Source organism: Kocuria aegyptia (assembly GCF_039530085.1).
GTDB classification, from domain to species: Bacteria; Actinomycetota; Actinomycetes; order Actinomycetales; family Micrococcaceae; genus Kocuria; species Kocuria aegyptia.
Genome location: NZ_BAAAOA010000024.1, coordinates 21005 through 41938, shown reverse-complemented (window position 1 = coordinate 41938; position 20934 = coordinate 21005). Strand labels below are relative to the sequence as shown.

20 protein-coding genes and 2 tRNA genes are annotated in these 20934 nt (G+C 74.2%); 11 read left to right on the top strand and 11 right to left on the bottom strand.

Going from position 1 to position 20934, the window contains the following annotated elements:
• Positions 1 to 46 precede the first annotated feature (46 nt).
• Positions 47 to 2017: an FAD/NAD(P)-binding protein gene (locus tag ABD220_RS10435; RefSeq protein ID WP_344122301.1), complete on the top strand. Its 1971-nt coding sequence runs from the start codon at positions 47 to 49 to the stop codon at positions 2015 to 2017.
• Between the two features lie 69 nt (positions 2018 to 2086).
• On the opposite strand, the gene ABD220_RS10430 is transcribed toward ABD220_RS10435, so the two are convergent.
• Positions 2087 to 2174, bottom strand: a tRNA-Ser gene (locus ABD220_RS10430).
• Between the two features lie 95 nt (positions 2175 to 2269).
• On the opposite strand from ABD220_RS10430, the gene ABD220_RS10425 reads away from it, so the two are divergent.
• From ABD220_RS10425 to ABD220_RS10410, 4 genes are all read left to right on the top strand, one after another.
• Positions 2270 to 3706 carry a cryptochrome/photolyase family protein gene (locus ABD220_RS10425; RefSeq protein ID WP_344122299.1) on the top strand — a complete coding sequence of 479 codons (1437 nt, stop codon included), beginning with the start codon at positions 2270 to 2272 and terminating at the stop codon, positions 3704 to 3706.
• A gap of 108 nt (positions 3707 to 3814) precedes the next feature.
• Positions 3815 to 4792: an NAD(P)H-quinone oxidoreductase gene (locus tag ABD220_RS10420; protein ID WP_344122298.1), complete on the top strand. Its 978-nt coding sequence runs from the start codon at positions 3815 to 3817 to the stop codon at positions 4790 to 4792.
• Between the two features lie 120 nt (positions 4793 to 4912).
• Entirely contained in the window at positions 4913 to 5377 is a 465-nt protein-coding gene (locus ABD220_RS10415) for a hypothetical protein (protein ID WP_344122296.1), read from the top strand.
• Positions 5378 to 5436: 59 nt separating this feature from the next.
• Positions 5437 to 5757 (top strand): hypothetical protein, encoded by a 321-nt coding sequence (locus tag ABD220_RS10410; protein ID WP_344122295.1) that lies wholly within the window; start codon positions 5437 to 5439, stop codon positions 5755 to 5757.
• A gap of 25 nt (positions 5758 to 5782) precedes the next feature.
• On the opposite strand, the gene ABD220_RS10405 is transcribed toward ABD220_RS10410, so the two are convergent.
• The 5 genes from ABD220_RS10405 to ABD220_RS10385 form a co-directional block, all read right to left on the bottom strand.
• Positions 5783 to 6388 (bottom strand): glycosyltransferase family 2 protein, encoded by a 606-nt coding sequence (locus ABD220_RS10405; protein ID WP_344122293.1) that lies wholly within the window; start codon positions 6386 to 6388, stop codon positions 5783 to 5785.
• Between the two features lie 218 nt (positions 6389 to 6606).
• A complete protein-coding gene (locus ABD220_RS10400; RefSeq protein WP_344122290.1) occupies positions 6607 to 7038 on the bottom strand; it encodes an ATP-binding protein in 432 nt (143 codons plus the stop codon).
• The gene (locus ABD220_RS10395) at positions 7031 to 7363 is read right to left on the bottom strand and encodes an STAS domain-containing protein (RefSeq protein ID WP_344122288.1); all 333 of its coding nucleotides are present in this window, start codon (positions 7361 to 7363) and stop codon (positions 7031 to 7033) included. Before ABD220_RS10395 ends, ABD220_RS10400 begins: the two co-directional genes overlap by 8 nt.
• Positions 7347 to 9302 (bottom strand): glycosyltransferase family 2 protein, encoded by a 1956-nt coding sequence (locus tag ABD220_RS10390; RefSeq protein ID WP_344122286.1) that lies wholly within the window; start codon positions 9300 to 9302, stop codon positions 7347 to 7349. Before ABD220_RS10390 ends, ABD220_RS10395 begins: the two co-directional genes overlap by 17 nt.
• Complete coding sequence (locus tag ABD220_RS10385; RefSeq protein ID WP_344122285.1) at positions 9299 to 10393, bottom strand: PP2C family protein-serine/threonine phosphatase; 1095 nt, start codon at positions 10391 to 10393, stop codon at positions 9299 to 9301. The genes ABD220_RS10390 and ABD220_RS10385 overlap by 4 nt, the downstream gene beginning before the upstream one ends.
• Before the next feature lie 79 nt (positions 10394 to 10472).
• Between ABD220_RS10385 and ABD220_RS10380 the strand changes: the two genes are divergently transcribed.
• Positions 10473 to 12188, top strand: a complete 1716-nt coding sequence (locus ABD220_RS10380) for a sensor histidine kinase (protein ID WP_344122283.1) — start codon at positions 10473 to 10475, stop codon at positions 12186 to 12188.
• A 68-nt stretch (positions 12189 to 12256) separates the two neighbouring features.
• Here the strand turns inward: ABD220_RS10380 and ABD220_RS10375 are convergent.
• Positions 12257 to 12329: transfer RNA gene (locus ABD220_RS10375), tRNA-Thr, on the bottom strand.
• Between the two features lie 219 nt (positions 12330 to 12548).
• Between ABD220_RS10375 and ABD220_RS10370 the strand changes: the two genes are divergently transcribed.
• Positions 12549 to 13268 (top strand): HAD-IA family hydrolase, encoded by a 720-nt coding sequence (locus tag ABD220_RS10370; RefSeq protein WP_344122281.1) that lies wholly within the window; start codon positions 12549 to 12551, stop codon positions 13266 to 13268.
• A 149-nt stretch (positions 13269 to 13417) separates the two neighbouring features.
• Entirely contained in the window at positions 13418 to 14068 is a 651-nt protein-coding gene (locus ABD220_RS10365) for a hypothetical protein (protein ID WP_344122279.1), read from the top strand.
• A gap of 13 nt (positions 14069 to 14081) precedes the next feature.
• On the opposite strand, the gene ABD220_RS10360 is transcribed toward ABD220_RS10365, so the two are convergent.
• From ABD220_RS10360 to tmk, 3 genes are read right to left on the bottom strand one after another with little or no spacing between them, the layout of a single operon-like run.
• Entirely contained in the window at positions 14082 to 15671 is a 1590-nt protein-coding gene (locus ABD220_RS10360) for an alpha/beta hydrolase (protein ID WP_344122277.1), read from the bottom strand.
• 44 nt (positions 15672 to 15715) lie between these two features.
• Positions 15716 to 16855, bottom strand: coding sequence for a DNA polymerase III subunit delta' (locus tag ABD220_RS10355; protein ID WP_344122275.1), 1140 nt, complete (start codon positions 16853 to 16855; stop codon positions 15716 to 15718).
• Positions 16852 to 17571, bottom strand: a complete 720-nt coding sequence (gene tmk / locus ABD220_RS10350) for a dTMP kinase (RefSeq protein ID WP_344122273.1) — start codon at positions 17569 to 17571, stop codon at positions 16852 to 16854. Before tmk ends, ABD220_RS10355 begins: the two co-directional genes overlap by 4 nt.
• A gap of 82 nt (positions 17572 to 17653) precedes the next feature.
• Here tmk and ABD220_RS10345 point away from each other — a divergent pair, with 82 nt between their 5' ends.
• The 3 genes from ABD220_RS10345 (at position 17654) to ABD220_RS10335 (ending at position 19997) form a co-directional block, all read left to right on the top strand.
• Positions 17654 to 18823 (top strand): trans-sulfuration enzyme family protein, encoded by a 1170-nt coding sequence (locus ABD220_RS10345; RefSeq protein WP_344122271.1) that lies wholly within the window; start codon positions 17654 to 17656, stop codon positions 18821 to 18823.
• Positions 18824 to 18833: 10 nt separating this feature from the next.
• On the top strand, positions 18834 to 19148 hold the full coding sequence (locus ABD220_RS10340; RefSeq protein ID WP_344122270.1) for a DUF2516 family protein: 315 nt from the start codon (positions 18834 to 18836) through the stop codon (positions 19146 to 19148).
• 90 nt (positions 19149 to 19238) lie between these two features.
• Positions 19239 to 19997, top strand: coding sequence for a phosphoglyceromutase (locus tag ABD220_RS10335; RefSeq protein ID WP_344122268.1), 759 nt, complete (start codon positions 19239 to 19241; stop codon positions 19995 to 19997).
• 105 nt (positions 19998 to 20102) lie between these two features.
• Here ABD220_RS10335 and phoU read toward each other — a convergent pair whose 3' ends face one another.
• Entirely contained in the window at positions 20103 to 20801 is a 699-nt protein-coding gene (phoU, locus tag ABD220_RS10330) for a phosphate signaling complex protein PhoU (RefSeq protein ID WP_344122266.1), read from the bottom strand.
• Positions 20802 to 20934 lie beyond the last annotated feature (133 nt).

Below are 20934 nucleotides of genomic sequence, written 5' to 3'. Positions count from 1 at the left end.
TAGGCCCACCTCCGGGCCCGCGGCCCGGGTCGATACCCTGAGGGTCATGAGCGCAACGGGCAGGACAGGTTCCGAACGACGAGTCACGGTGGTCGGGGCGGGCCCCCGCGGTCTGTCGGTGGTGGAGCGGCTCGCGGCCCGCGCGGCGGCCTCGGGCGCCCGGGTGCGCATCGACGTCGTCGACCCCTTCCCGCCGGGTCCCGGGCACGTGTGGCGGACCAACCAGTCCCCGCTGTACCTCATGAACACGCCCTCGGTGTTCCCCACGGTGATCGCCGACGACGGGGTGCTGCCCGTGGACCCGCTCGAGCCGCTGCGGAACATGAGCTTCGAGCACTGGCGGCTCGCCGCCGTGGCGGGGACCATCGCCGTGGACCCCGACGACGCCGCGCACCTGACCCGGATGACGCCGCAGTCCTATCCCTCCCGGAGGATGTACGGCGTCTACCTCTCCTGGATCTTCCGCACGCTGCACGACGCCCTGCCGGCCACCGTGCAGCTGGCCGTGCACCGCGCCGAGGCCGTGGGCGTGCACGTGCGGGAGCAGGCCCGGCACCGCTACGACGTGGAGATCAGCGGCGGGCAGAACCTCCCGGCGGACGCCGTGGTGCTCGCCCTGGGCCATCTCGACGCCGACCTGCGCCCCGACCAGCGGGAGCTCGTGGACGGCGCCGCCGAGTTCGGGCTGACCTACTGGCCGCCCGCCGTGCCCGCCGACGTGCACTGGGACGACCTGCCCGCCGGGCGCACGGTGCTGGTGCGCGGCATGGGCCTGAACTTCTGCGACGTCCTGGCCCAGGTCACCGAGGGCCGGGGCGGGATCTACACCCAGGACGGGGAGCGCTACGTGTACCACCCCTCCGGGCGGGAGCCCGTGATCGTGGCCGGTTCCCGCCGCGGCGCCCCGTACCGCTCCAAGGCGGTGCTCGAGGGCTACTACGCGGACTCCCTCGTCACCCGGTTCTTCACCCTCGGCGCCGTGCGGGCGCTCGCGGCGCGGGCGGAGGGACCGCTGTCCTTCGAGACCGACCTCTACCCGCTGATCCGCAAGGACGCCCAGTGGAACTACTACACGGTCCTGGCGCGGACCGCCCCGGACGCCTTCGAGACCGATCCGCAGGAGTTCCTGGAGCGCTTCGACGCCGTGCTCCGCGCCGGCGACGACCACCCCGAGGGGCCGTGGACGACCCGGGCAGAGCGGCTGATCGCGTCCGCGGTGGTCCCGGGCCGGCAGCTCAACGCCCTCCGGCTCGCCCGCCCGTTCGAGGGGCTCAGCTTCGGCTCCCACGACGAGTACGCGGCCGCCCTGGTCCACCACCTGGACCGGGACGTGCACGGTGCGCTGGCCGGCGAGGACGACCCGCTGCAGATGGCCGTCGCCTCCCTCAACGCCGCGCGCACCGTGCTCAAGGCCGTGCTCGCGGACATCGGGATCAGCGACGCCTCCTGGACCGACGAGCTGCGGCGTGCGTTCGAGCCGTTCGTGGAGGGGCTCGCCTCCGGGCCGCCGGTGCTGCGGAACCGGCAGTTGGCGGCGCTGGCCCGGGCCGGCGTGGTCCGCTTCCTGGGCCCGGACCCGCAGTTCCTCGTGGACGAGGAGGAGGGCCGCTTCGTGGCGAGCTCGCCGTGGGTCAAGGACGAGCCGTTCCACGCCGAGCACCTCGTGGAGGCCATGTCCCCGCCCAACGACGTCCGGCGCAACATCTCCCCGCTGCTGTCCGCGATGCACCGGGAGGGACTGGTGCGGGTCCGGGCGATGGAGACCCGGGACGGCGTCGCGACCGTGCCCGGCACCGGGCTGGACGTGAGCCGCCCTCCGTACCGGGCCGTGCGCGTGGACGGCGGCGTGGAGCCCGGTGTGCTCGTGCTCGGCCTGCAGCTCTCGGCCGTCCAGTGGGGCGTGGCGATCGCCGCGGAGGCCGGCGCGTCCGCGGAACTGGGCGCCCGGACCCTGGGCGACGCCGACCGCATCGCCGCGGCGGTGCTGGACCCGCAGCCCGCCCCCGCCGCGCGCTGACCCGCGGCCCCTGCCCGGGACGCGCCGGGGCCCCCACCGGCCGGTGCGCGGTGGGGGCCCCGTGCGGGGCGGAAGGTAAGGGATTTGAACCCTTGGTACGGGGTCACCGCACACCGGTTTTCAAGACCGGCTCCTTAGGCCGCTCGGACAACCTTCCCCGCGCTCGCCCGTTCCCCGGAGGGGCGGCGGAGCGCGTCGCCCATTCTTCCACGGCGCCTGGAACGCCGCCAAAGCCCCGGCTAGGGTGAGCGCGTGGATGCACCCGGGAGCCCCGACCGCGGGACGACGACGATCGTGTGGTTCCGGGACGATCTGCGCGTCACCGACCACCCCGCCCTCGACGCGGCGTGCCGGCGCGGCGCGGTGCTGGCCCTCTACGTCCTGGACCAGCAGTCCGAAGGCGTCCGGCCCCTCGGCGCGGCCGCGAAGTGGTGGCTGGACGGTTCCTTGCGGTCCCTGCGGGAGTCCCTCCGCGAACTGGGCATCCCCCTCGTGCTGCGCCGCGGCCCCGCGGGGGTCGTGCTCCCCGAGGTCCTCGAGCGCACGGGCGCGGGCGGCGTCACGTGGAACCGCCGCTACGGCGGTCCCGAGCTCGCCGTGGACGCCGGGGTGAAGCAGTGGTGCGCCGCGCACGGGGTGGAGGCGCACTCGTTCCAGGCCGCGCTGCTGCACGAGCCGTGGACCCTGCGCACCGGCGCCGGCGGCCCGTACAAGGTGTTCACCCCCTTCTGGAAGGCGCTCCGGGCACTGGAGATCCGGCAGCCGCTGCCCGTGCCCGGTCCGGGGCGCGGTGCCGCCGCGGCGGTCACGGCGGTCACCGGCACCGAGGACCAGGACGGGTGGGTCCTCGTGCCGTCCCCGGCGGGCGCGGCCGGGCTGGAGGCGGCGTGGACACGCGGGGAGGCGGCCGCGTGGGAGCGGCTGGACGACTTCCTGGACCGCGTCGAGGACTACGACGAGGGCCACGACCGGCCCGACCGGGACGGCACCAGCCGGCTCTCCCCGCACCTGCGGTGGGGCGAGATCAGCCCGTTCGCGGTGTGGGACGCGGCCGTCCGGCACCGGTCCGAGCAGGGGAGCAGCCCGGGCCTGGAGAAGTTCCTGGCGGAGCTGGGCTGGCGGGAGTTCAACTGGCACCTGCTCCACCAGGTGCCGGACCTGCACGTGCGCCACGTCCGCCCGGCCTTCGACGCGTTCCCGTGGCGGGACCCGGCGGAGGCCGCCGCCGACGTCCGGGCCTGGCAGGAGGGGCGCACCGGGTTCCCGCTCGTGGACGCGGGCATGCGGCAGCTGCGGAGCACGGGGTGGATGCACAACCGGGTCCGGATGGTCGCCGGCTCCCTGCTCACCAAGAACCTGCTGGTCGACTGGCGGGCCGGGGAGCAGTGGTTCTGGGAGACCCTCGTGGACGCCGAGCCCGCGAGCGGGCCCGGGAACTGGCAGTGGGTCGCCGGCTCCGGCGCGGACGCGAGCCCGTTCTTCCGGATCTTCAATCCGCTGACCCAGGGCCGGAAGTTCGACCCCGACGCCCGCTACATCCGCCGCTGGATCCCCGAGCTGGCCGGGGACGAGGCCGTGGACCCGCACGAGCCCGGCCTGCTCGGCCCGTCGGTGGGCTATCCCGAGCCGGTCGTGGACCTGCCGGCCAGCCGTGCGCGGGCCCTCGACGCCTACGCCTCGATCCGCTGAGCCCGGCCCCGGCGCAGCCCTGTTCGCCAGGGGCCGACGCCGGGTGCCCGGCTCCCCGCCCCGCGACACAATGGGAGCGCACGTCGTCCCCGACCGGAAGGCCCCACCATGCGCGCAGTGCTCGAGACCACTCCCGGCGGACCGGAGGTCCTGGCCGTCACCGAGGTCCCGGCCCCGGAGCTCACGCCCGACGGCGTGCGGATCCGGGTCCGGGCCGCCGGGATCAACCGGGCCGACGTCATGCAGCGGCAGGGCAGGTACCCGGTCCCGCCCGGCGCGTCGGCCGTCTTCGGTCTCGAGGTCTCGGGAACGGTCCAGGAGCTCGGCCCCGCGGTGCCCCCCGGTCTCGCGGTCGGCGACGAGGTCGTCGCCCTCCTGGACTCCGGCGGCTACGCCGAGGAGGTCGTGGCCCCGGCCGGACAGGTCCTGCCCGCACCCGCCGGGGTGGACCTCGCCGCCGCCGCCGGGCTGCCGGAGGTGTGCGCCACGGTGTTCTCCAACGTCTTCATGGCCGCCGCCGCCCGCGAGGGCGAGACGGTCCTGGTGCACGGCGGCACGGGCGGGATCGGCACCAATGCCGTCCAGATGTGCCGGGCGCTCGGACTGCGCGTGCTGACCACGGTCGGCAGCGCGCAGAAGGCCGACGCCGCACGCCGGCTCGGCGCCGAGGCGATCGACTACCGGCAGGAGGACTTCGTCGAGCGCGTGCGGGAGCTCACGGACGGGCACGGCGCCGACATCGTGCTCGACGTCGTGGGCGGGTCCTACCTGGGGCGCAACCTCGACGCGCTGGCCACCAACGGCCGCATCGCGGTCATCGCCACCCAGGGCGGGCGGACGGGGGAGCTGGACCTCGGCAAGCTCATGGCCAAGCGGGCCGCCGTGATCGGCACCACGCTGCGCCCGCGGCCCGTGGCGGAGAAGACCCGCATCATGGCCGCCGTGCAGGAGCACGTGTGGCCGCACGTCGAGTCCGGGGCCGTCCGCCCGGTCGTCGACCGTGCCTTCCCCCTGGACGAGGTCGCGCGGGCCCACGAGTACTTCGACTCCGGCACGCACATCGGCAAGCTCCTGCTCGTCCCCTGAGCGCACCGGCCGGCGCGGCCCCGCTCCCGGCCCGGTCCGCCGTCCCGCCCGCCGTCCGTGCGCGCGGCGGGCGCTCCGGCGCGCCGTAGGATGGACTGTCTCCACTCGAAAGGACCGCCCGTGGCATTCCTGCGCGACTACCGCGCCGCTCGCCGTGACGAGGCCGAGCTCGGCCTGGGCGTGTGGCGCCGCGCCCACGACCGGTTCCGCCGGGGACTGGACCGCTTCCACCAGATCCTCGAGAGCCTTCCGGACAAGACGCTCGCGCAGTCCGTGGTGCCCACCGCCAACGCGCTCGCCGATCTGCTGCCCGAGGTGCGGGCCGTGTGCGCCGCGGCGCAGCGCACGGCGCCGAGCACCAGCCACGACATCCCGGCCTCCCCGGGCGGCTACCTCAACGACGTCCACCGCGAGCTCTCCCGCGCCGGCAACGCGATGGCCCAGGCGGCGGAGGCCCTCACCATGGCCCGGTTCGTGCGCGCCGAGGAGGAGTCCTCGGCCCACCGGCTGGACGCGGTCGTCCGCCGGGCCGAGGCGGTGCGGGAGCACGTGGAGCGCGCGGGGGAGCTGCTGCAGCGCGGCTGACCCCGGTCCCGCCGACAGCGGGGTGGACCCGACAGCCTGCTGATGGTTTGATGGGCGGCATGAACGCCTCCGGATTCGACTACCGCGCGGCCGACGACGAGTTCGACGCCCGCTGGTCCCGCTCACCCCTGGGCCGTCCCGGCCGCGGGGGCCCCGGCCGCTTCGGCCCGGGCTACGACCTGCCCGGCCGGCGGGGCGGGGCGTACGGGCGCCGTTCCGGCTTCCGGATGCTCCCCTTCCCCGGCTACTCGACCCGGACCCGCCGCGGCACGAACGTCACGGTGGGCGGTTGCTGCCTGCCCCTGCCCATCGGGTGCCTGACCACCACGGTCCTCGCGGGCGCGGCAGCGGTCCTCGCAGGGCGCGCTGCCCGCGGCTGAACGACCGGGCGGGCCGGCCGGCGGCTTACGCGGCCGCCGGCTCCGGCCGGAGGACCTCGACCGGACCGTACCCGCGGGGAGCGGGCGTGATGTGCTCGACCGGGCCGGACGCGTCCTCCTCGGCCTCCAGGGGCGGGCACAGGCGCCAGCCGACGGCCTCGAGGTCCAGGGCGAGACGCATCTGACCGGTCACGGCGCCCTCGTCGCAGTAGCGGCCGAACGACCGGTGGACGTCCTCGAGCGCCCGCCGGCGGATCAGCGCCGCCGCCCCGCCGACGGCGGCGGGCCGGGCGGAGACGGCGCCCACGTTGCGGTCCTGGAAGGCGGCCAGGGCGCGGGCCAGGAAGCCCGGTGGCAGCCGGACGCCCGGGTCGAGGACCAGCACCAGGTCGTCCGGGTCCATTCGCACGCTGTCCAGGGCCTGGTTCAGCGCCCCGGCCCGGTGGTGCCGGTTGTCGACGGTGAGCAGGACCTCGGCGCCGGCGTGCAGGGCGACCTCGACGGTGGCGTCGGTGGAGTCGTCCGACATCACGAGGATGCGCTCCGGCGGGCGCGTCTGACGGTGGAGGGAGGCGACCGCGTGCTCGACGCGGGACGCCTCGTCGTGGGCGGGAATGATCGCGGCGATCATGACGACGTCTCCCGGCGTGCCCGGCACGCGCCCCGCCGCTGACGTCCTCCTGCGGCGCGGAGCGCGACCGGCCCCTGAACAGATGTTCTCGGTGACAACGTGAGCCCCCTGACGTGTTGTCCTGCACCGAAGTCTAGGCACCGCGGCAGACAGTTTACATCCGCAAATCAGGGGACGTCCGCCCGGGCGGCACAGGGGTTCGGCGGGTCCTCGGGGTGCTACGCCTCGTCCCGGCCGCACTCCCGGCACAGCTTCCACACGTTCGTGTCCCCGTGCCGCTCGAACACGACCCGGCTCACCAGCGCCTGGATCAGGGCGAGCCCGCGCCCGGACTCGTGGTGCTCCTGCGCCATGGTCCCCGCGAGGTCCACCTGCGCCGGTGCGGCGCCGATCTCGTAGATCCTCGCCTCCAGCCGGTGCGGGCCCGCGGCCAGGTCCACCGAGAGCTCGATCGGCTCCTCCGCCGCCGGCACCGCGTGGACCACCACGTTGCCGGCCGCCTCCACGACAGCGAGCGTGAAGGCCATCCGGTCGGTCTCGGGCACGAACGCGGCCTCCGACCACAGGGCGTCCAGGTCCTCGTGCAGGGCGTCCACCGTCAGGGCGGTGGCCGGGCCCCGGCGCGAACGGCGGGCGGTGGGCTCAGTCATCGGCGAAGGCCGCGTCGGCGGTGTCGTAGGGGGTCAGGACGCGGTGCATGCTGGTGAGCTCCAGGACCATGCGCACCTGGGGGCGGACGTTCGCGATCCGCAGGTCCCCGCCGGCCTGGCGGGCCAGCTTGAGGCACCCGATGAGGGCGCCCAAGCCGGAGGAGTCCATGAACTCGGTGCCGCCGAGGTCGACCACCACGTGGTTGCTGCCTCCGTCGACGACCTTCGCCACGATTTCCCGGAGCTTGGGCGCCCCCACCATGTTGAGCCGTCCGGTGCCTGTGATCTGGGCGAACCCCGGCTTCTGCTCAATCGTGAACTGCATCGGCACTCCTCTCCTCGGGCTCGAAGCCCGTGTATCTGGCGGCGGTGACGAGCACGCTCAGCACCACCAGGTCGAAGGCGACCCAGGCCACGTTGACCAGGGTGCCCACCGGTTCGTTCAGCCCCACCGCCAGCCGGACGGTCCCCACCACGAGGGCCGCGGCCAGCAGCCCCATCACCACCAGCTGCGGACGGATGAGGTGCCAGGCGGGGCCGGAGTCCTGCCGCACCTTCGGCGTGACCGCGAACCCGAGGGGACGGCCGAACCACACGTTGCGCGCGGCCGTGGTGCACGCCCTGATCCAGATGGGGAACAGGGCGAGACTGTACTGCTGCCCGCGCCACGTGGGGATGCCCCGCCCCACCACGAGGAACAGCAGCTGGTTCACCACCATGAAGGGGATGAACCGGACGAAGAAGTCCCAGCTGAGGCTCGTGACCGGGAGGATCCCCAGCACCAGGTACACGATGGGCGCGGCGAAGTAGACGACGGCCGCGAAGCCGGACAGGTAGCTCCACATCGTGGCGAAGTACATGAGCCGCTGGCCCCATCCGAGCCGGCGCTGCAGCAGCGGGTTCTCCCGGAGCAGCACCTGCACGGTGCCCTGCGCCCAGCGCAGGCGCTGGGTGAGCATGGTCTTGAGGTCCTCGGGGGCCAGGCCGTGGGCGAGGACCTCGTGGTGGTAGACGCTGCGCCAGCCCAGGCCGTGCAGACGCATTGCGGTGGCCATGTCCTCGGTGACCGAGATCGTCGCCAGCGGCATCACCGGCTGTGCCTCGCCGGGCCGGTCCACGGAGACGGCCTCGAGCACCTCCCGGACCGGCTCCACGGCGGCCAGCGGGGACAGGTCGCGGCGGGACATCCGGTCCACGGCGGAGGCGAGCTCGTCCGGCCACACCATACCGTCCTCGGGCGGCAGCTCCAGGGCGGCGATCGAGGCGAGGTCCGCCTCGATCTGGGAGAAGTCCTGCGTGACGGTCCGCCGGGCCGCCGCGTCCACCTCCCGCTGCAGCCGGTAGGTCAGCTCGGTCAGGGGGGCGCCGGCCTTCAGCTCGGCGCGGGCCCGCTCGGTGGCGGCCTCGACGTCGTCGAGCATGCCGGCGACGACGGGGTTGGCGGCCTCCGGGGCGCGCCGGGCCTTCCGCAGCGCGGCCCGGGTGCGCGCGAGGGACTCCTTCACGTCCTGCTCGACCTCCTGGACGTAGCCGGAGAGGCCGAGCTGCATGAGCGCCTCCCGGCGCAGGATCGCGTTGGAGCCGCAGAAGAAGGCGGCGTTCCAGCCGTCCTTGCCCTGCTGGATGGGACCGTAGAACAGGGGCGCCTGGCTGCCGAGCGGGTCGTGGCGGGGCACGTTGACGAACCACTGCGGCGTCTGCACGAGCGCCACCTTGCGGTCGTTGAACCAGCCCAGGGTGCGGTCCAGGATCTCCGGGTCCGGGACCTGGTCGGCGTCGAGGATCAGCAGGAACTCGCCCTGGGTGAGCATCAGGGCGTTGTTGAGGTTGCCGGCCTTGGCATGGCGTGGCCGGTCGGCCCAGTCCGCGCTGCGCGTGAGGTAGCCCAGCCCGTGCTCGGCGGCGAGCGCCTCCAGCTCCGGGCGGGCCCCGTCGTCGAGGATCCACGTGCTGTGCGGGTGCCGGATCGCCTGCGCCGCCAGGGCGGTGCCCATCACGAGGTCGAGGGGCTCGTCGTAGGTGGTGATGAAGACGTCCACCGTGGCGCCCGCGGGCGGGGCACCGGCCTCCCCCCGGCGCCGCAGCCGCCACACGGTGAGCCCGAAGAGCGAGACGTCGATCAGGCTGTACGTCTCGGCGAGCACCAGGGGCACGGCGATCCACCACGCCGACCAGTTCAGCGACTCCAGCCAGCGCCAGGCGATGTAGTTGACGCCCAGCAGGAGGGTCAGGAGGACCAGCAGACGGACGAGGAAGCGGTTCACGGGGCGGCCCGGCGGACGACCACGGCGGTGACGTCGTCGGTGCGGGCCTCCCCGCCGGCCAGGTCGAGGACCGCGGTGCAGACGGACCCGGCGTCCTCGTGGCGGGAGACCGCGTCCGCGACCGCCCGCACGGCGTCGTCGATGTCCTCGTACGCGTCGAGCAGGCCGTCGCTGACGACGACGAGGGCGTCGCCGGGCGCGAGCACGATCCGGCCGGGCACCCACTCCGTCCCGGGCACCGCCCCCACCGGGGGGCCGCCCGGGCGCAGCCGGTCGATGCCGTCCGGACGCACGTGCAGCCCCAGCCCGTGGCCGGCGTCGACGTACTCCACGACCCCCTGGGCCGTGTCCAGGCGGGCGTGGAAGAGCGTGACGAAGGAGTCCGAGTGGGCGAGGTCGTTCTCGAGGTGCCGGCACGTGTCGTGGAAGGCCCGCGCCATGTCCGGCTGCCCGGCCGCGGAGCGCAGCACGGCGCGCACGGTCGCGGCGATCAGCGCGGCGCCCATGCCCTTGCCCATGGCGTCCGCCAGCGAGACCTGGAGCCCGCCCCCGGCCGTGTACCAGTCGAAGAAGTCCCCGCCCACGCTGCGGGAGGGCCGGCACGCACCGGCGACGTCGTAGCCGGGCACGGACGGGGCGGCGGCGGGCAGCAGGCTGCGCTGGACCTCGGCCGCGCGGCGCAGCTCCTCGGCGTCGGCCTGCTCCGCCCGGGCGCGCGGCCGGCGGAACATCGCCTCGATCCGGGCCTGCAGCTCCCGGGGGCTGAACGGCTTGCTGATGTAGTCGTCGGCCCCCAGTTCGAGGCCCTCCAGCCGGTCGATCTCGCCCGGCCGGGCCGTGACCATGAGCAGGTAGGCGTCGGAGAACTCCCGGACCCGCCGACAGACCTCCAGCCCGTCGAGGTCCGGGAGGCTGAGGTCCAGGGTGATGAGGTCGGCGCCGTCGCGGCGCACGGCCTCGATGCCCTCGAGGCCGGTCGAGGCGGTCGTCACGGTGAAGCCGCGCATGCCGATGGTCCGGGCGAGAAGGCTGCGGATGTCGTCGTGGTCCTCGATGACGACGGCACGGCGACCCTGGGGGGAGGGGGTCATGGACTCATTAAGCCGCTATTCTTTGCAATTGTCATCCCGACCCCCCGAGGGTGACGCACCCAGTCGGAAGAGTTCTCCCGTGGACCGCTTGCTCACCGTCCTCTCCCTCGACCGGATCAGCTTCCACGAGCTGTCGATGCGCCGGCGCGTGCTCCTGAGCCAGATGCCGCTGTTCGTCACGACCGTCGTCCTCGTCGCGGGGATCTGGGCCGTCCACGAGCCGCTGCGCGACGACCTGCGGGTGCAGCTGGCCCTGGTGCTCACGGTCGCGCTGACGGCCCTGTGCGTGCTGGTCCCGTGGGACCGGCTGCCCTACGGGGCGTTCCTGGCCGTCCCGGTCCTGGACTTCGTCCCCCTCACCCTGCTGCGGGAGGGCACGCTGAGCACCGTGACCGGGGTGGGCATCATGGCCGCGTTCCCCATCGTCTGGCTCACCGGCTCGGGGCGGCTGCCCCGGGCGGCCGCCCCGCTGGGATTCCTCCTGAGCCTCGCCATGGTGTGGGTCCCGCTCCTGGTGTCGGCCCGGCCGCTGAGCGCGCAGCTGCTGGCGGCCCCGCTGCTGATCCCGGTCATGCTGCTGGGCATCGGGCTCACCGTCCAGGTGCTGTCGAACAGCATGGAGCGCCAGCACGCCGAGCTCGAGGCCAAGGACGCCGAGCTGCGTCGGCTGCTGGACGTGACCGCGCGGCGGGAGCGGCTGCTCGACACCGTCCTGGACACGGTGGACGTGGGGGTGCTGGCGATCGACGAGCACGGCCACGACGTCCTCATGAACCGGCGCCAGCACCGGATCCACGAGCTCTCGCTGCCCGAGGGGATGCGGGACGCCGCCGAAGCGGACCTCCGGGTCTACGCGGACGCGGACGGGACGCCGCTGCCCTCGGGCCGGCGACCCGCCCTCCGTGCCATCCGGGGCGAGTCCTTCTCCGACACCCTGATCTGGGCGGGGGAGCCGCCGCTCCAGCGGGTCCTGTCCGTGTCCGCCCGCGTGCTCCGGGACGAGGCCGGGGGGACCGAGGGCTCAGTGCTGTCGTTCAACGACGTGACCGAGCTGGTGGCCGCGCTGCAGGCCAAGGACGACTTCCTGGCCGGCGTCTCCCACGAGCTGCGCACGCCCCTGACGTCGATCCGCGGCTACACCGAGCTGCTGGCCATGGACGAGCAGCTTCCCGAGCACGTCCGCTCGGGGCTGGAGGTCGTGGAGCGCAACGCCGACCAGCTGCTCGTCCTGGTCGAGGACCTCCTCGGCACGGTCGGGCGCGTCCTGGAGCTGCACCTGGTGGAGGCCGACCTCGTCCAGGTGGTCCAGCAGTCCGTCGCGGCGGCCGGGCTCCGGGCCGCGGAGGCGGGGGTGGACCTGCAGGTGGAGGCCCCGTCCCGCCTGGTCCTGCCCTGCGACCCCGTGCGCCTGGGGCAGGTGCTCGACAACCTGCTGTCGAACGCCATCAAGTACTCCCCGGACGGCGGGCCCGTGACCATCCGGGTGACCCCGGCCGGGACCACCGTGCAGGTGCAGGTGGCCGACCGCGGCATGGGGATGCGCCCGGATGACGCCGAGCACGTGTTCGGCCGGTTCTTCCGCAGCAGCAACGCCCGGATGAGTGCGATCCCGGGGCTGGGCCTGGGCCTGGCGGTCGTGCGGGAGATCGTCGAGCGCCACGGCGGCACCGTCCGCTGCGACAGCGCGCCGGGGGAGGGCACGGTCTTCACCCTCGGCCTCCCGGCGGGTGAGGACGGTGGCGCGGACGCGCCGGCCGAGGTGGCGGCCCCCGGGGCCGGCAGCCGGCGCGGATGAGGGCCCCTGCCGGGCCCGGCGACGACGAAGGCTCCGGACCCAACGGGTCCGGAGCCTTCTCCTTCCGGAGCCTCCTGTCGGAATCGAACCGACGACCTTTTCATTACGAGTGAAACGCTCTACCGACTGAGCTAAGGAGGCCTGCACGCGGCCGTCCGGGACGGCCTCAGTGCAGATGAAACTGTAGCAGAGTGCGCCCGGCCGTCCCCAATCGGGCGGCCGGGCACGCTGCGGGCGTTCCCGGGAGTTCACCGGCTCTTCGGCCGCCCGGCCTTGGCCGCCCGGGGGCCCGGTGCACAGCATGGACGGACACGACGACGGGGCCGGCCGCAGCGGTCCGCCCGGAACAGGAGCAGCCCAGTGCGCACACCGGACGGCGGCATCGCGCCGGGCCTCGAACTGGCCTTCCTGGACATGTCCGGGACAGTGTTCCACGACAACGGGATCATGGAGCGGGCCTTCGAGCGCACCGTGACCGGTCTCGGCGTCGACCCCGGCTCGGTGCGGTTCGGTCGGATGCTCCGCCACGTCCGGGACACGCTGGGCCAGTCGAAGACGGCGGTGCTCGAGCAGCTGTTCGCCGCCGACCCCGAGCGGGCGCGGCGGGCCGTGCGGGACTTCGAGCGCCACCTCGACGAGCTGCTGGCCACCGAGGGGGTCACCCCCGTGGAGGGCGCGGAGGAGGCGGTCACGGCGCTGCGCGGGGCCGGGCTGCGGGTGTGCCTGGCGACCGGCTACGACCGCCACAGCCTCAACACGCTGCTCGAGCAGCTCGGCTGGACCGGTCTCGCCGATCTCAGCCTGTGTCCCTCGGATGCGGGACGCGGGCGGCCCTGGCCGGACATGGTGCTGACCGCCGTGCTGGCGCTCGACCTCGACGACGTCCGCCGGGTCATGGTCGTGGGGGACACCGCGGCGGACGTGCAGGCCGGTCTGCGGGCCGGTTCGGCCGCGGTCGTCGGCGTGCGCACGGGCGCGCACGACGCCGCGTCCCTGCGCGCGGCCGGCGCCCACATGGTGGTCGACTCGGTCCGGGACCTCCCCCGCCTCGTCCGGGCGCCGGTGCCCGGGAGGAGGTGAGATCCACCGCGCCGTGCCGGCGCGGACCGTGCGCGAGTGTGACGCCTGCGGGCGCCCGAGCACGACGCCGGTCCCGGTTGTTGGCATGCTGGGAACGGCCGGCGAGTGCCCGGCCGCCGTCACCGATCGTCAGCACCGCAGAGGACCCCATGGCAAGCGCACACCTGTCCCCTCACCGCGGCCGGCACCGGTCGTGGCGGACCTCGCAGCGGGTGGTGCTGCTGGGCACCCTGGTCTGCTTCGGGACGCTCGGGCTGCTCAGCCTGCTGTCGGGCGTCGAGACCGTGGTGCGGGCCGGGCACGGCACGGCGGACCTGTGGCTGGAGGCCGCGGCGGTGACCGCGCCCAGCATGGTCGACCTGGGTCCGGGGCTGTCGTCCCAGGGCTACGACCACGTGCACGTGGGCGTGGCGGGGGTGAGCCGGTCGAGCATGGTGCCCTACGCGCTGACGCTCGCGCTCGGCTCCACGGTGTTCGCCGGCGTCTGCGGGTTCCTGGCGTACGTCTGCGGCCGCATCTACCTCCGCAGGCCCTTCGGCCGGGTCCTGTCCGTGGGTCTCACGGTCTGCTCGGCGGCGCTCGTGGGGCTGGCCCTGCTGGGACCGCTCCTGTTCGCCGCGGCCCAGGCGCGGATCTTCGCCGATCTCGGCGTCGACCTCGGCCGGGCCCCGTTCGTCAACGGCTACGCCTTCGGCGACACCGACGCCGTCGTGCTGGTCGCCGGGGTGCTCCTCGGCCTGCTGGCGCTGGCCTTCCGCGCGGGCGGCCTGCTCCAGCCGGAGGAGCAGGACCCGGCCTGACGGCCGCGCCGGGTCAGGAGCAGGTCGTCCCCTCCGCGGGGAGCTCGCCCTCCAGCAGGTAGGCGTCCACGGCGTCCCGCACGCACCGGTTGCCGGACGTGTAGGCGGTGTGGCCGTAGCTGTCGTAGGTCAGCAGCCGGGCGCTGTCGAGCTGCTCCACGAGGGCCTCGGACCAGTGGTAGGGGGTCGCGGGGTCGTGGGTGGTGCCCACCACGAGGACGGGATCGGCGCCCGCGGCGTCGAGCGGCTCCGAGAGGCCCGCCGGGGCGGCGGGCCAGCCCTGGCACGCGGCGTCGCCGTAGCCGAGGTACGGGCCGAAGGTCGGCGCGACCCGCTCGAGCTCCTCCTGGTGCTGGGCCATCTGCTCCGCCGTGACCGTCACGTCGGGCCGGTCGAGGCAGTTGACGGCCGTGAACGCCACGGTGGTGTTGCTCGTGTACCGCCCCTCGGCGTTGCGACCGTGCGTGGCGTCCGACCGGGCGAGCAGCGCGGAGAAGTCGCCGTCGAAGGCGGCGCCCAGGTACTCGTTGAGCGTCTCGTAGGTGGTGGTCGAGTAGAGGGGCCCCAGGATGCCCTCGACCACGTTGGTGGTGGTGACGCGCCGGCCGTCCGCGGCGGTCACGGTCTCCGCGTCGACCGAGGCGACGAGCTCCTGGATCCGGGTCGTCGCCTCGTCCACGGAGGCGCCGGCCACCACGCAGCCGCGGATCTCGGACTGGCACTGCCGCACCCAGTGGCGCAGGTTGTCCTCGAAGCCCTCGGCCTGGTCGGCCGTGGCCTCCATGTCGCTCAGGGTGGCGTCCACGCCGCCGTCGAGCACGAACCGGCCGACCCGGTCCGGGAAAAGCTCGGCGTACACCGCGCCCAGGTGGGTGCCGTAGGAGAAGCCCAGGTAGGTCGTGCGCTCGTCGCCGAGGACGGCCCGGAGCACGTCCATGTCCCGGGCGGCGCTGACGGTGTCCATCCGGGACACGAGCTCGCCGGAGCCCTGCACGCACGCGGCGCCGAGCTCCGCGTACTCCTCCCGGATCTGCTCCACCGGCTGGTCCTGCGGGTCGAACATCGGCTCGGCACGCCACTCGTCCAGCTCCGCGTCGTCCAGGCACTCGATGCCCTCGGAGCGGCTGACGCCGCGCGGGTCGAAGCCCACGACGTCGTAGGCCTCGCGCACGTCACCGGTGACCGTGTGCTGGGCGTAGAGCATCGCGTCCACGCCGGAGGCGCCGGGCCCGCCGGGGTTCAGGAGCAGGCTGCCGCGGGCGTCCCCGCGGGCGGGCAGGCGGGACATCACCACGGTGGTCGTCTCCCCGGACGGGTCGGCGTAGTCGAGGGGCACCTCGACGTCGGCGCACTGCAGGTCGTCCTGCGCGCCGCCGGTCTCGACCTCGAACGTGCAGTCCGCCCAGACGACGGTCTGGCTGTAGTAGCGCCGGAGCTCCTCGGGGATGCCCTCGACGACGGCGCCGGTGGCGCCCCCGGAGGTCGGCTCGCCCGAGGCGCCGGCACCCAGGGAGGAGCAGCCGCTCAGGAGCAGGCCGGCCGCGGTCAGTGCGGCCGTGGCGGGCAGGAGGGTGCGGCGTGCGGGGTCGGCACGGCGGATCATGGGGCTCCTCGAGGGGGTGGGGGGCGGGGAGGGGCGTGGGTGGTTCAGAGCAGGGAGACGGCCATGGCCTCGAAGGCCAGCTGCGCGCTGACGTTGGTGCGGATCCGGTCCCGGGTCCGGCTGATCACGTCGATGCGGTGCAGCGTCCGTTCGGGGGTCGAGTTGGACGCGTGGTCGTGCAGCTGCTGGGCCAGGTGCTCGTTGACCAGGGCGGAGCCCGTGCGCAGCTGGAGGGTCAGGACGTCGCGGTAGAAGGTGGTCAGGTCGATGAGGAAGCGGTCGAGGGTGTCCGTCTGGATCCGCCGGGACCGGCGCTTCTGATCGGCCTCGAGCCGGTTGAGGGCGCCGCGGATGGCCGGCGGCACCCGTCCGGACTCCGGTGCGCCCAGCGCCACGAGCAGCTGCTGGCGCTCCGCCTCGTTGCGCGACTCGGCGTCCGCCTGGGACTCCTCCACGGCGATCTTGTGCAGCCGGTCCGCGGCGCGCACGGCGTCCGGCACCCCGGAGAGCTTCAGCGGCATGGAGACGACCTCCTGCCGCCGGGTGCGGGCGTCGTCGTAGAGCGCGAGCCGCTTGGCGATCCCCACGTGGGACTGCGCCAGCCGGGCGCTCTCCTCCGCGCGCTGCCGGGGCACCCCGTGCCGGCGGATCAGCAGCTCGGCCACGTCCTCCACGGCGGGCACCTTCAGCGTGGCCGGACGGCAGCGCGAGCGGATGGTCACGAGCACGTCCATGGGGCTCGGGGCGCACAGCAGCCAGATGGTGTTGGGCGGGGGCTCCTCCACGGCCTTGAGCATCACGTTCGAGGTGCGCTCCACCATGCGGTCGGCGTCCTCGATCACCATGACGCGCCAGCGGCCCACCGAGGGCCGGTCCTGGGCGCGGACCACCAGCTCGCGGGCCTCCTCGATGGTGATCTGCGGGTTCTCCGTGACGAAGTGGGTGAGGTCCGCGTGCGAGCTGGCCAGGACCGTGCGGCACGCGTGGCACTGCCCGCACCCGCGATCGGCAGGGTCCTCCTGCTCGCACAGCAGGGCCGCGGCGAACGCGAGGGCCGCGTTGGAGCGCCCCGAGCCGGGCGGACCGGTGAACAGCCAGGCGTGGGTGGGGCGGTCCTCCTGGGCGGCGCGCCGCAGCTGCGCCACCACGGCGTCCTGGCCCAGCAGCTGGTCCCACACGCTCACGCGCCCACCTCCTCGGCCGGGGCAGGACGGACCAGCCCCGTGAGGCGGGCGCGCACGGCCGCGGTGAGCTCCCCGGCCGGCCGGGTGGCGTCGAGCACCAGGTAGCGCTCGGGCGCCCGCCCGGCGAGCTCGAGGAACGCCTCCCGGTTCGCGTCGTGGAAGGTGTCGGGCTCGGTCTCCAGCCGGTCGCCCGCGGTGCCGTCGCGGGCCTCCCGGCGGGCGCGGCCCGTCCCGGCAGGGACGTCGAGCAGGACGGTCAGGTCCGGGACGAGCCCGGCCGTGGCCCACGCGTTGAGCTCCGCGACGCGGTCCAGGCCGAGGCCGCGCCCGGCGCCCTGGTAGGCGGCGGACGAATCGGCGAAGCGGTCGCAGACCACGGTCCGCCCGGCCTCGAGCGCGGGGCGGATGAGCTGGGCGACGTGGGCGGCGCGGGCAGCGGCGAACAGCAGGGCCTCGGCGCGGGCGTCGACCGGCTCGTGCGCCGGGTCCAGCACGAGCTCGCGCACCTTCTCGCCCAGCGGGGTCCCGCCGGGCTCCCGGGTGCGCAGGGTGTCGTGCCCCTCGGCGCGCAGGGCGTCGACGAGCCGGCCGACCTGCGTGGACTTCCCGGCGCCGTCCCCGCCCTCGAACACGACGAAGAGGCCGCGGCCGGACGGCGCGGGGGAGGACTCCGCGGCGGGGACGGGCGGCGGGGCGGGGGCCGGTCGGGAGGTCACGGACCCAGCCTATCCACCCGCGCGGACAGTGCCGCCGGACCGCGCGCGGACCGGGGACGCCCCGGGCCGATAACCTGGAGCCATGACTGCGCGCACCGAGATCCCGTCCGCCCCCGGCTCCACCGACCTCCGACCGGACACCGTGCTGGTCTCGGGCGGGCGGCCCGCACCGGAGCACGACGCGCCGGTGGGCCCGTCCATCGTCCTGACCTCCACCTACCGGGGCTCCGGCGGGCTCGACGCCGAGGACCGCACCTACGGACGCTTCAGCAATCCCACGTGGGAGGACCTCGAGGACGTGCTGGCCCGGCTCGAGCAGGCGCAGCTCCCCGGGCTCCTCTACTCCTCGGGACTGGCCGCCGTGGCGTCGGTGCTCTCGCTCGTCCCGGCGGGCGGGCACCTGGTGGTGCCCCGGCACAGCTACCAGGGCTCCCTGGCCCTGGCCGCCGACCTCGAGGCCCGCGGGATGCTCACCGTGCGGACCGTGGACGTCGCGGACACCGAGGACGTCGTGGCCGCCGTCGACGGCGCCGACCTGCTCTGGCTCGAGAGCCCCACCAACCCCATGCTCGAGGTCGCCGACCTCCCCGTCCTGCTCGCGGCGGCGCGCGAGCGCGGCGTGCTCACGTGCGTGGACAACACGTTCGCCACCCCGCTCCTGCAGCGCCCGCTCGTGCACGGGGCCGACATCGTGGTGCACTCCGTGACCAAGTACCTGGCGGGGCACTCCGACGTCGTCCTGGGGGCCGCCGTCACCTCCGACCCCGCCCTGCGCACCCGGCTGAAGGGGCACCGCTCCCTGCACGGCGCGATCCCGGGACCGTTCGAGGCGTGGCTCGCGCTGCGCGGGATGCGCACCCTGGCGGTGCGGGTCGAGCGCTCCGCGGCCACCGCCGGAGAGCTCGCCCGCCGCCTCCAGGAGCACCCGGCCGTGCGCGAGGTCCGCTACCCGGGCCTGCCCGGCGACCCCGGGCACCAGCGCGCCGCCGCGCAGATGGACGGCTTCGGCTCCGTCGTGGCGATCGTCCCGGCAGGGGACGTCAACGCTGTCGAGGCGGCCGTGGATGCGCTGCGCGTGTGGACCCCCGCGACCTCGCTCGGCGGGGTGGAGTCCCTGATCGAGCGGCGGCGCCGGCACCACGAGGAGCCGCAGAGCGTCCCGGAGACGCTGCTGCGGCTGTCGGTGGGCATCGAGAACGTCGAGGACCTCTGGGAGGACCTCGACCGCGCCCTGTCCGGGATCGACCGGTAGGCTGGGCGGCGTGGACATTCCCTGGGTCTTCTATCTCGTGCGTTTCATCGACATCGCGCTCGCGCTGGTCGTCGCCGGCCTGGCCGTGTGGGCCTTCGTGGACTGCCTGAGCAAGGCGCCGGTGCAGTTCGAACGCGCCTTCAAGCGCACCAAGGGCTTCTGGCTCGCGCTCACGGGGGGCTCCCTCGCGTTCACGGTCTTCACGCTGCTGCTGCTGCGGCCGAGCCTGTTCATCCTGCTGATCGCGGGCACGGCCGTGGGGGTCTACCTGGCCGACGTCCGCCCGGCCGTGGGCCTGGAGTCCAAGGGCCCCAACAGCTGGTGACCGGCGGCCGCCGGGCCCCCGGTCCCGCGACACGGGGTGCCTGGGGCGCCCCCTTGTCCCGCGCCGCCGCCCGGATGGAAGAATGGCCCCATGGCTACCGAATCAGCACCGCACAAGCTCGTCCTGCTCCGTCACGGACAGTCCGACTGGAACGAGAAGAACCTGTTCACCGGGTGGGTGGACGTGGACCTGACCGAGAAGGGGCGGGAGGAAGCCGTCCGCGGCGGTGAGCTGCTCGTCGAGAAGGGGATCGCCCCGGACGTCCTGCACACCTCGCTCCTGCGCCGGGCGATCACCACCGCCCACCTCGCGCTGGACCGGGCGGACCGGCACTGGATCCCCGTGAAGCGGTCGTGGCGGCTCAACGAGCGCCACTACGGTGCGCTGCAGGGCAAGGACAAGACCCAGATCCGTGACGAGTACGGCGACGAGCAGTTCATGACCTGGCGCCGCTCCTACGACGTCCCGCCGCCCGAGCTGGAGGACTCGTCCGAGTTCTCGCAGGCCGGCGACCCCCGCTACGCGGACGTGGCGGACGCGCCCCGCACGGAGTGCCTCAAGGACGTCCTCGACCGCTTCATGCCGTACTGGGAGCAGGAGATCGTCCCCGACCTGCAGGCCGGGCGCACGGTCATCGTCGCGGCCCACGGCAACTCCCTGCGCGCCCTGGTGAAGCACCTCGACGGCATCTCCGACGAGGACATCGCGGCGCTGAACATCCCGACGGGCATCCCGCTATACTACGAGCTCGACGAGGACTTCCGCCCGCTGGTGCCCGGCGGCGAGTACCTCGACCCCGAGGCCGCCGCCAGCTCGATCCAGGCGGTCGCCAACCAGGGCAAGAAGTAGTCCGGGCCGGCTCCCGCGGTACGGGCAAGGGCCGGGTCCACCGCAGCGGTGGACCCGGCCCTTGCCCGTACCCGGGGGCGGCTCAGGCCGCATCCGGGCGGGGGCTCACTCGCCCCCGTCGCGGCCCACGTGGCCGTGGCCCGTCGGGCGGTCGGAGGTCGCCGGCACCCAGTCGCCGGTCACCAGGTAGGAGACCTTGCGGGTCACCGAGACCCCGTGGTCACCGATCCGCTCGAGGTAGCGGGAGCACAGGGTGACGTCCACGGCGGTGGGCACCGAGAAGTCCCAGGTCGGCGCGGCGAGCGCGTCGAAGACGGACTGGTGCAGCTTGTTGACCTCGCCCTTGAGCGAGTAGATGTCGTCGGCGAGGGAGAGGTCGCGGGTCTGGAGCACCTGGATGACCCGGTCCACGATCTGCAGGTCGAGGTCGAACATCCGCGTGAACGTCTCCACGAGCGGCTCGGGGATGACCGGCTCGGGGTAGCGGATGCGCACGGCCTGGGCCAGGTGCCGGGCGAGGTCGCCGGCCCGCTCCAGGGAGGCGCTCATCCGCAGCGCGCCCACGATCATCCGCAGGTCCGAGGCCACGGGGCTCTGCAGGGCGAGTATGTCGATCGAGCGCTCGTCGAGGTCGTTCTGCAGGAAGTCGATCCGGGCGTCGTTGGAGATGATCTCCTCGGCGAGCTGGATGTCCGCGTCGAGGAGCGCGTCCTTGGCGCGGGCGAGGGCCTCGCGCACCAGGGTCGCGATCTGGATGAGCTCCTCACCGACCTGGTGGAGTTCTGCCTGGAAAACCTTGCGCACGGATGCGTCCTTTCGAGATGCGGCGGCGTCCGCGGCAACCGCGGCCGGGGTGCGGCGCGGAGCGGGACGGATGACGTGGGGGCCGGGTGCGAGCACACCCGCCGCCACCGTCACAGCCAGGAGTGAACTTTCG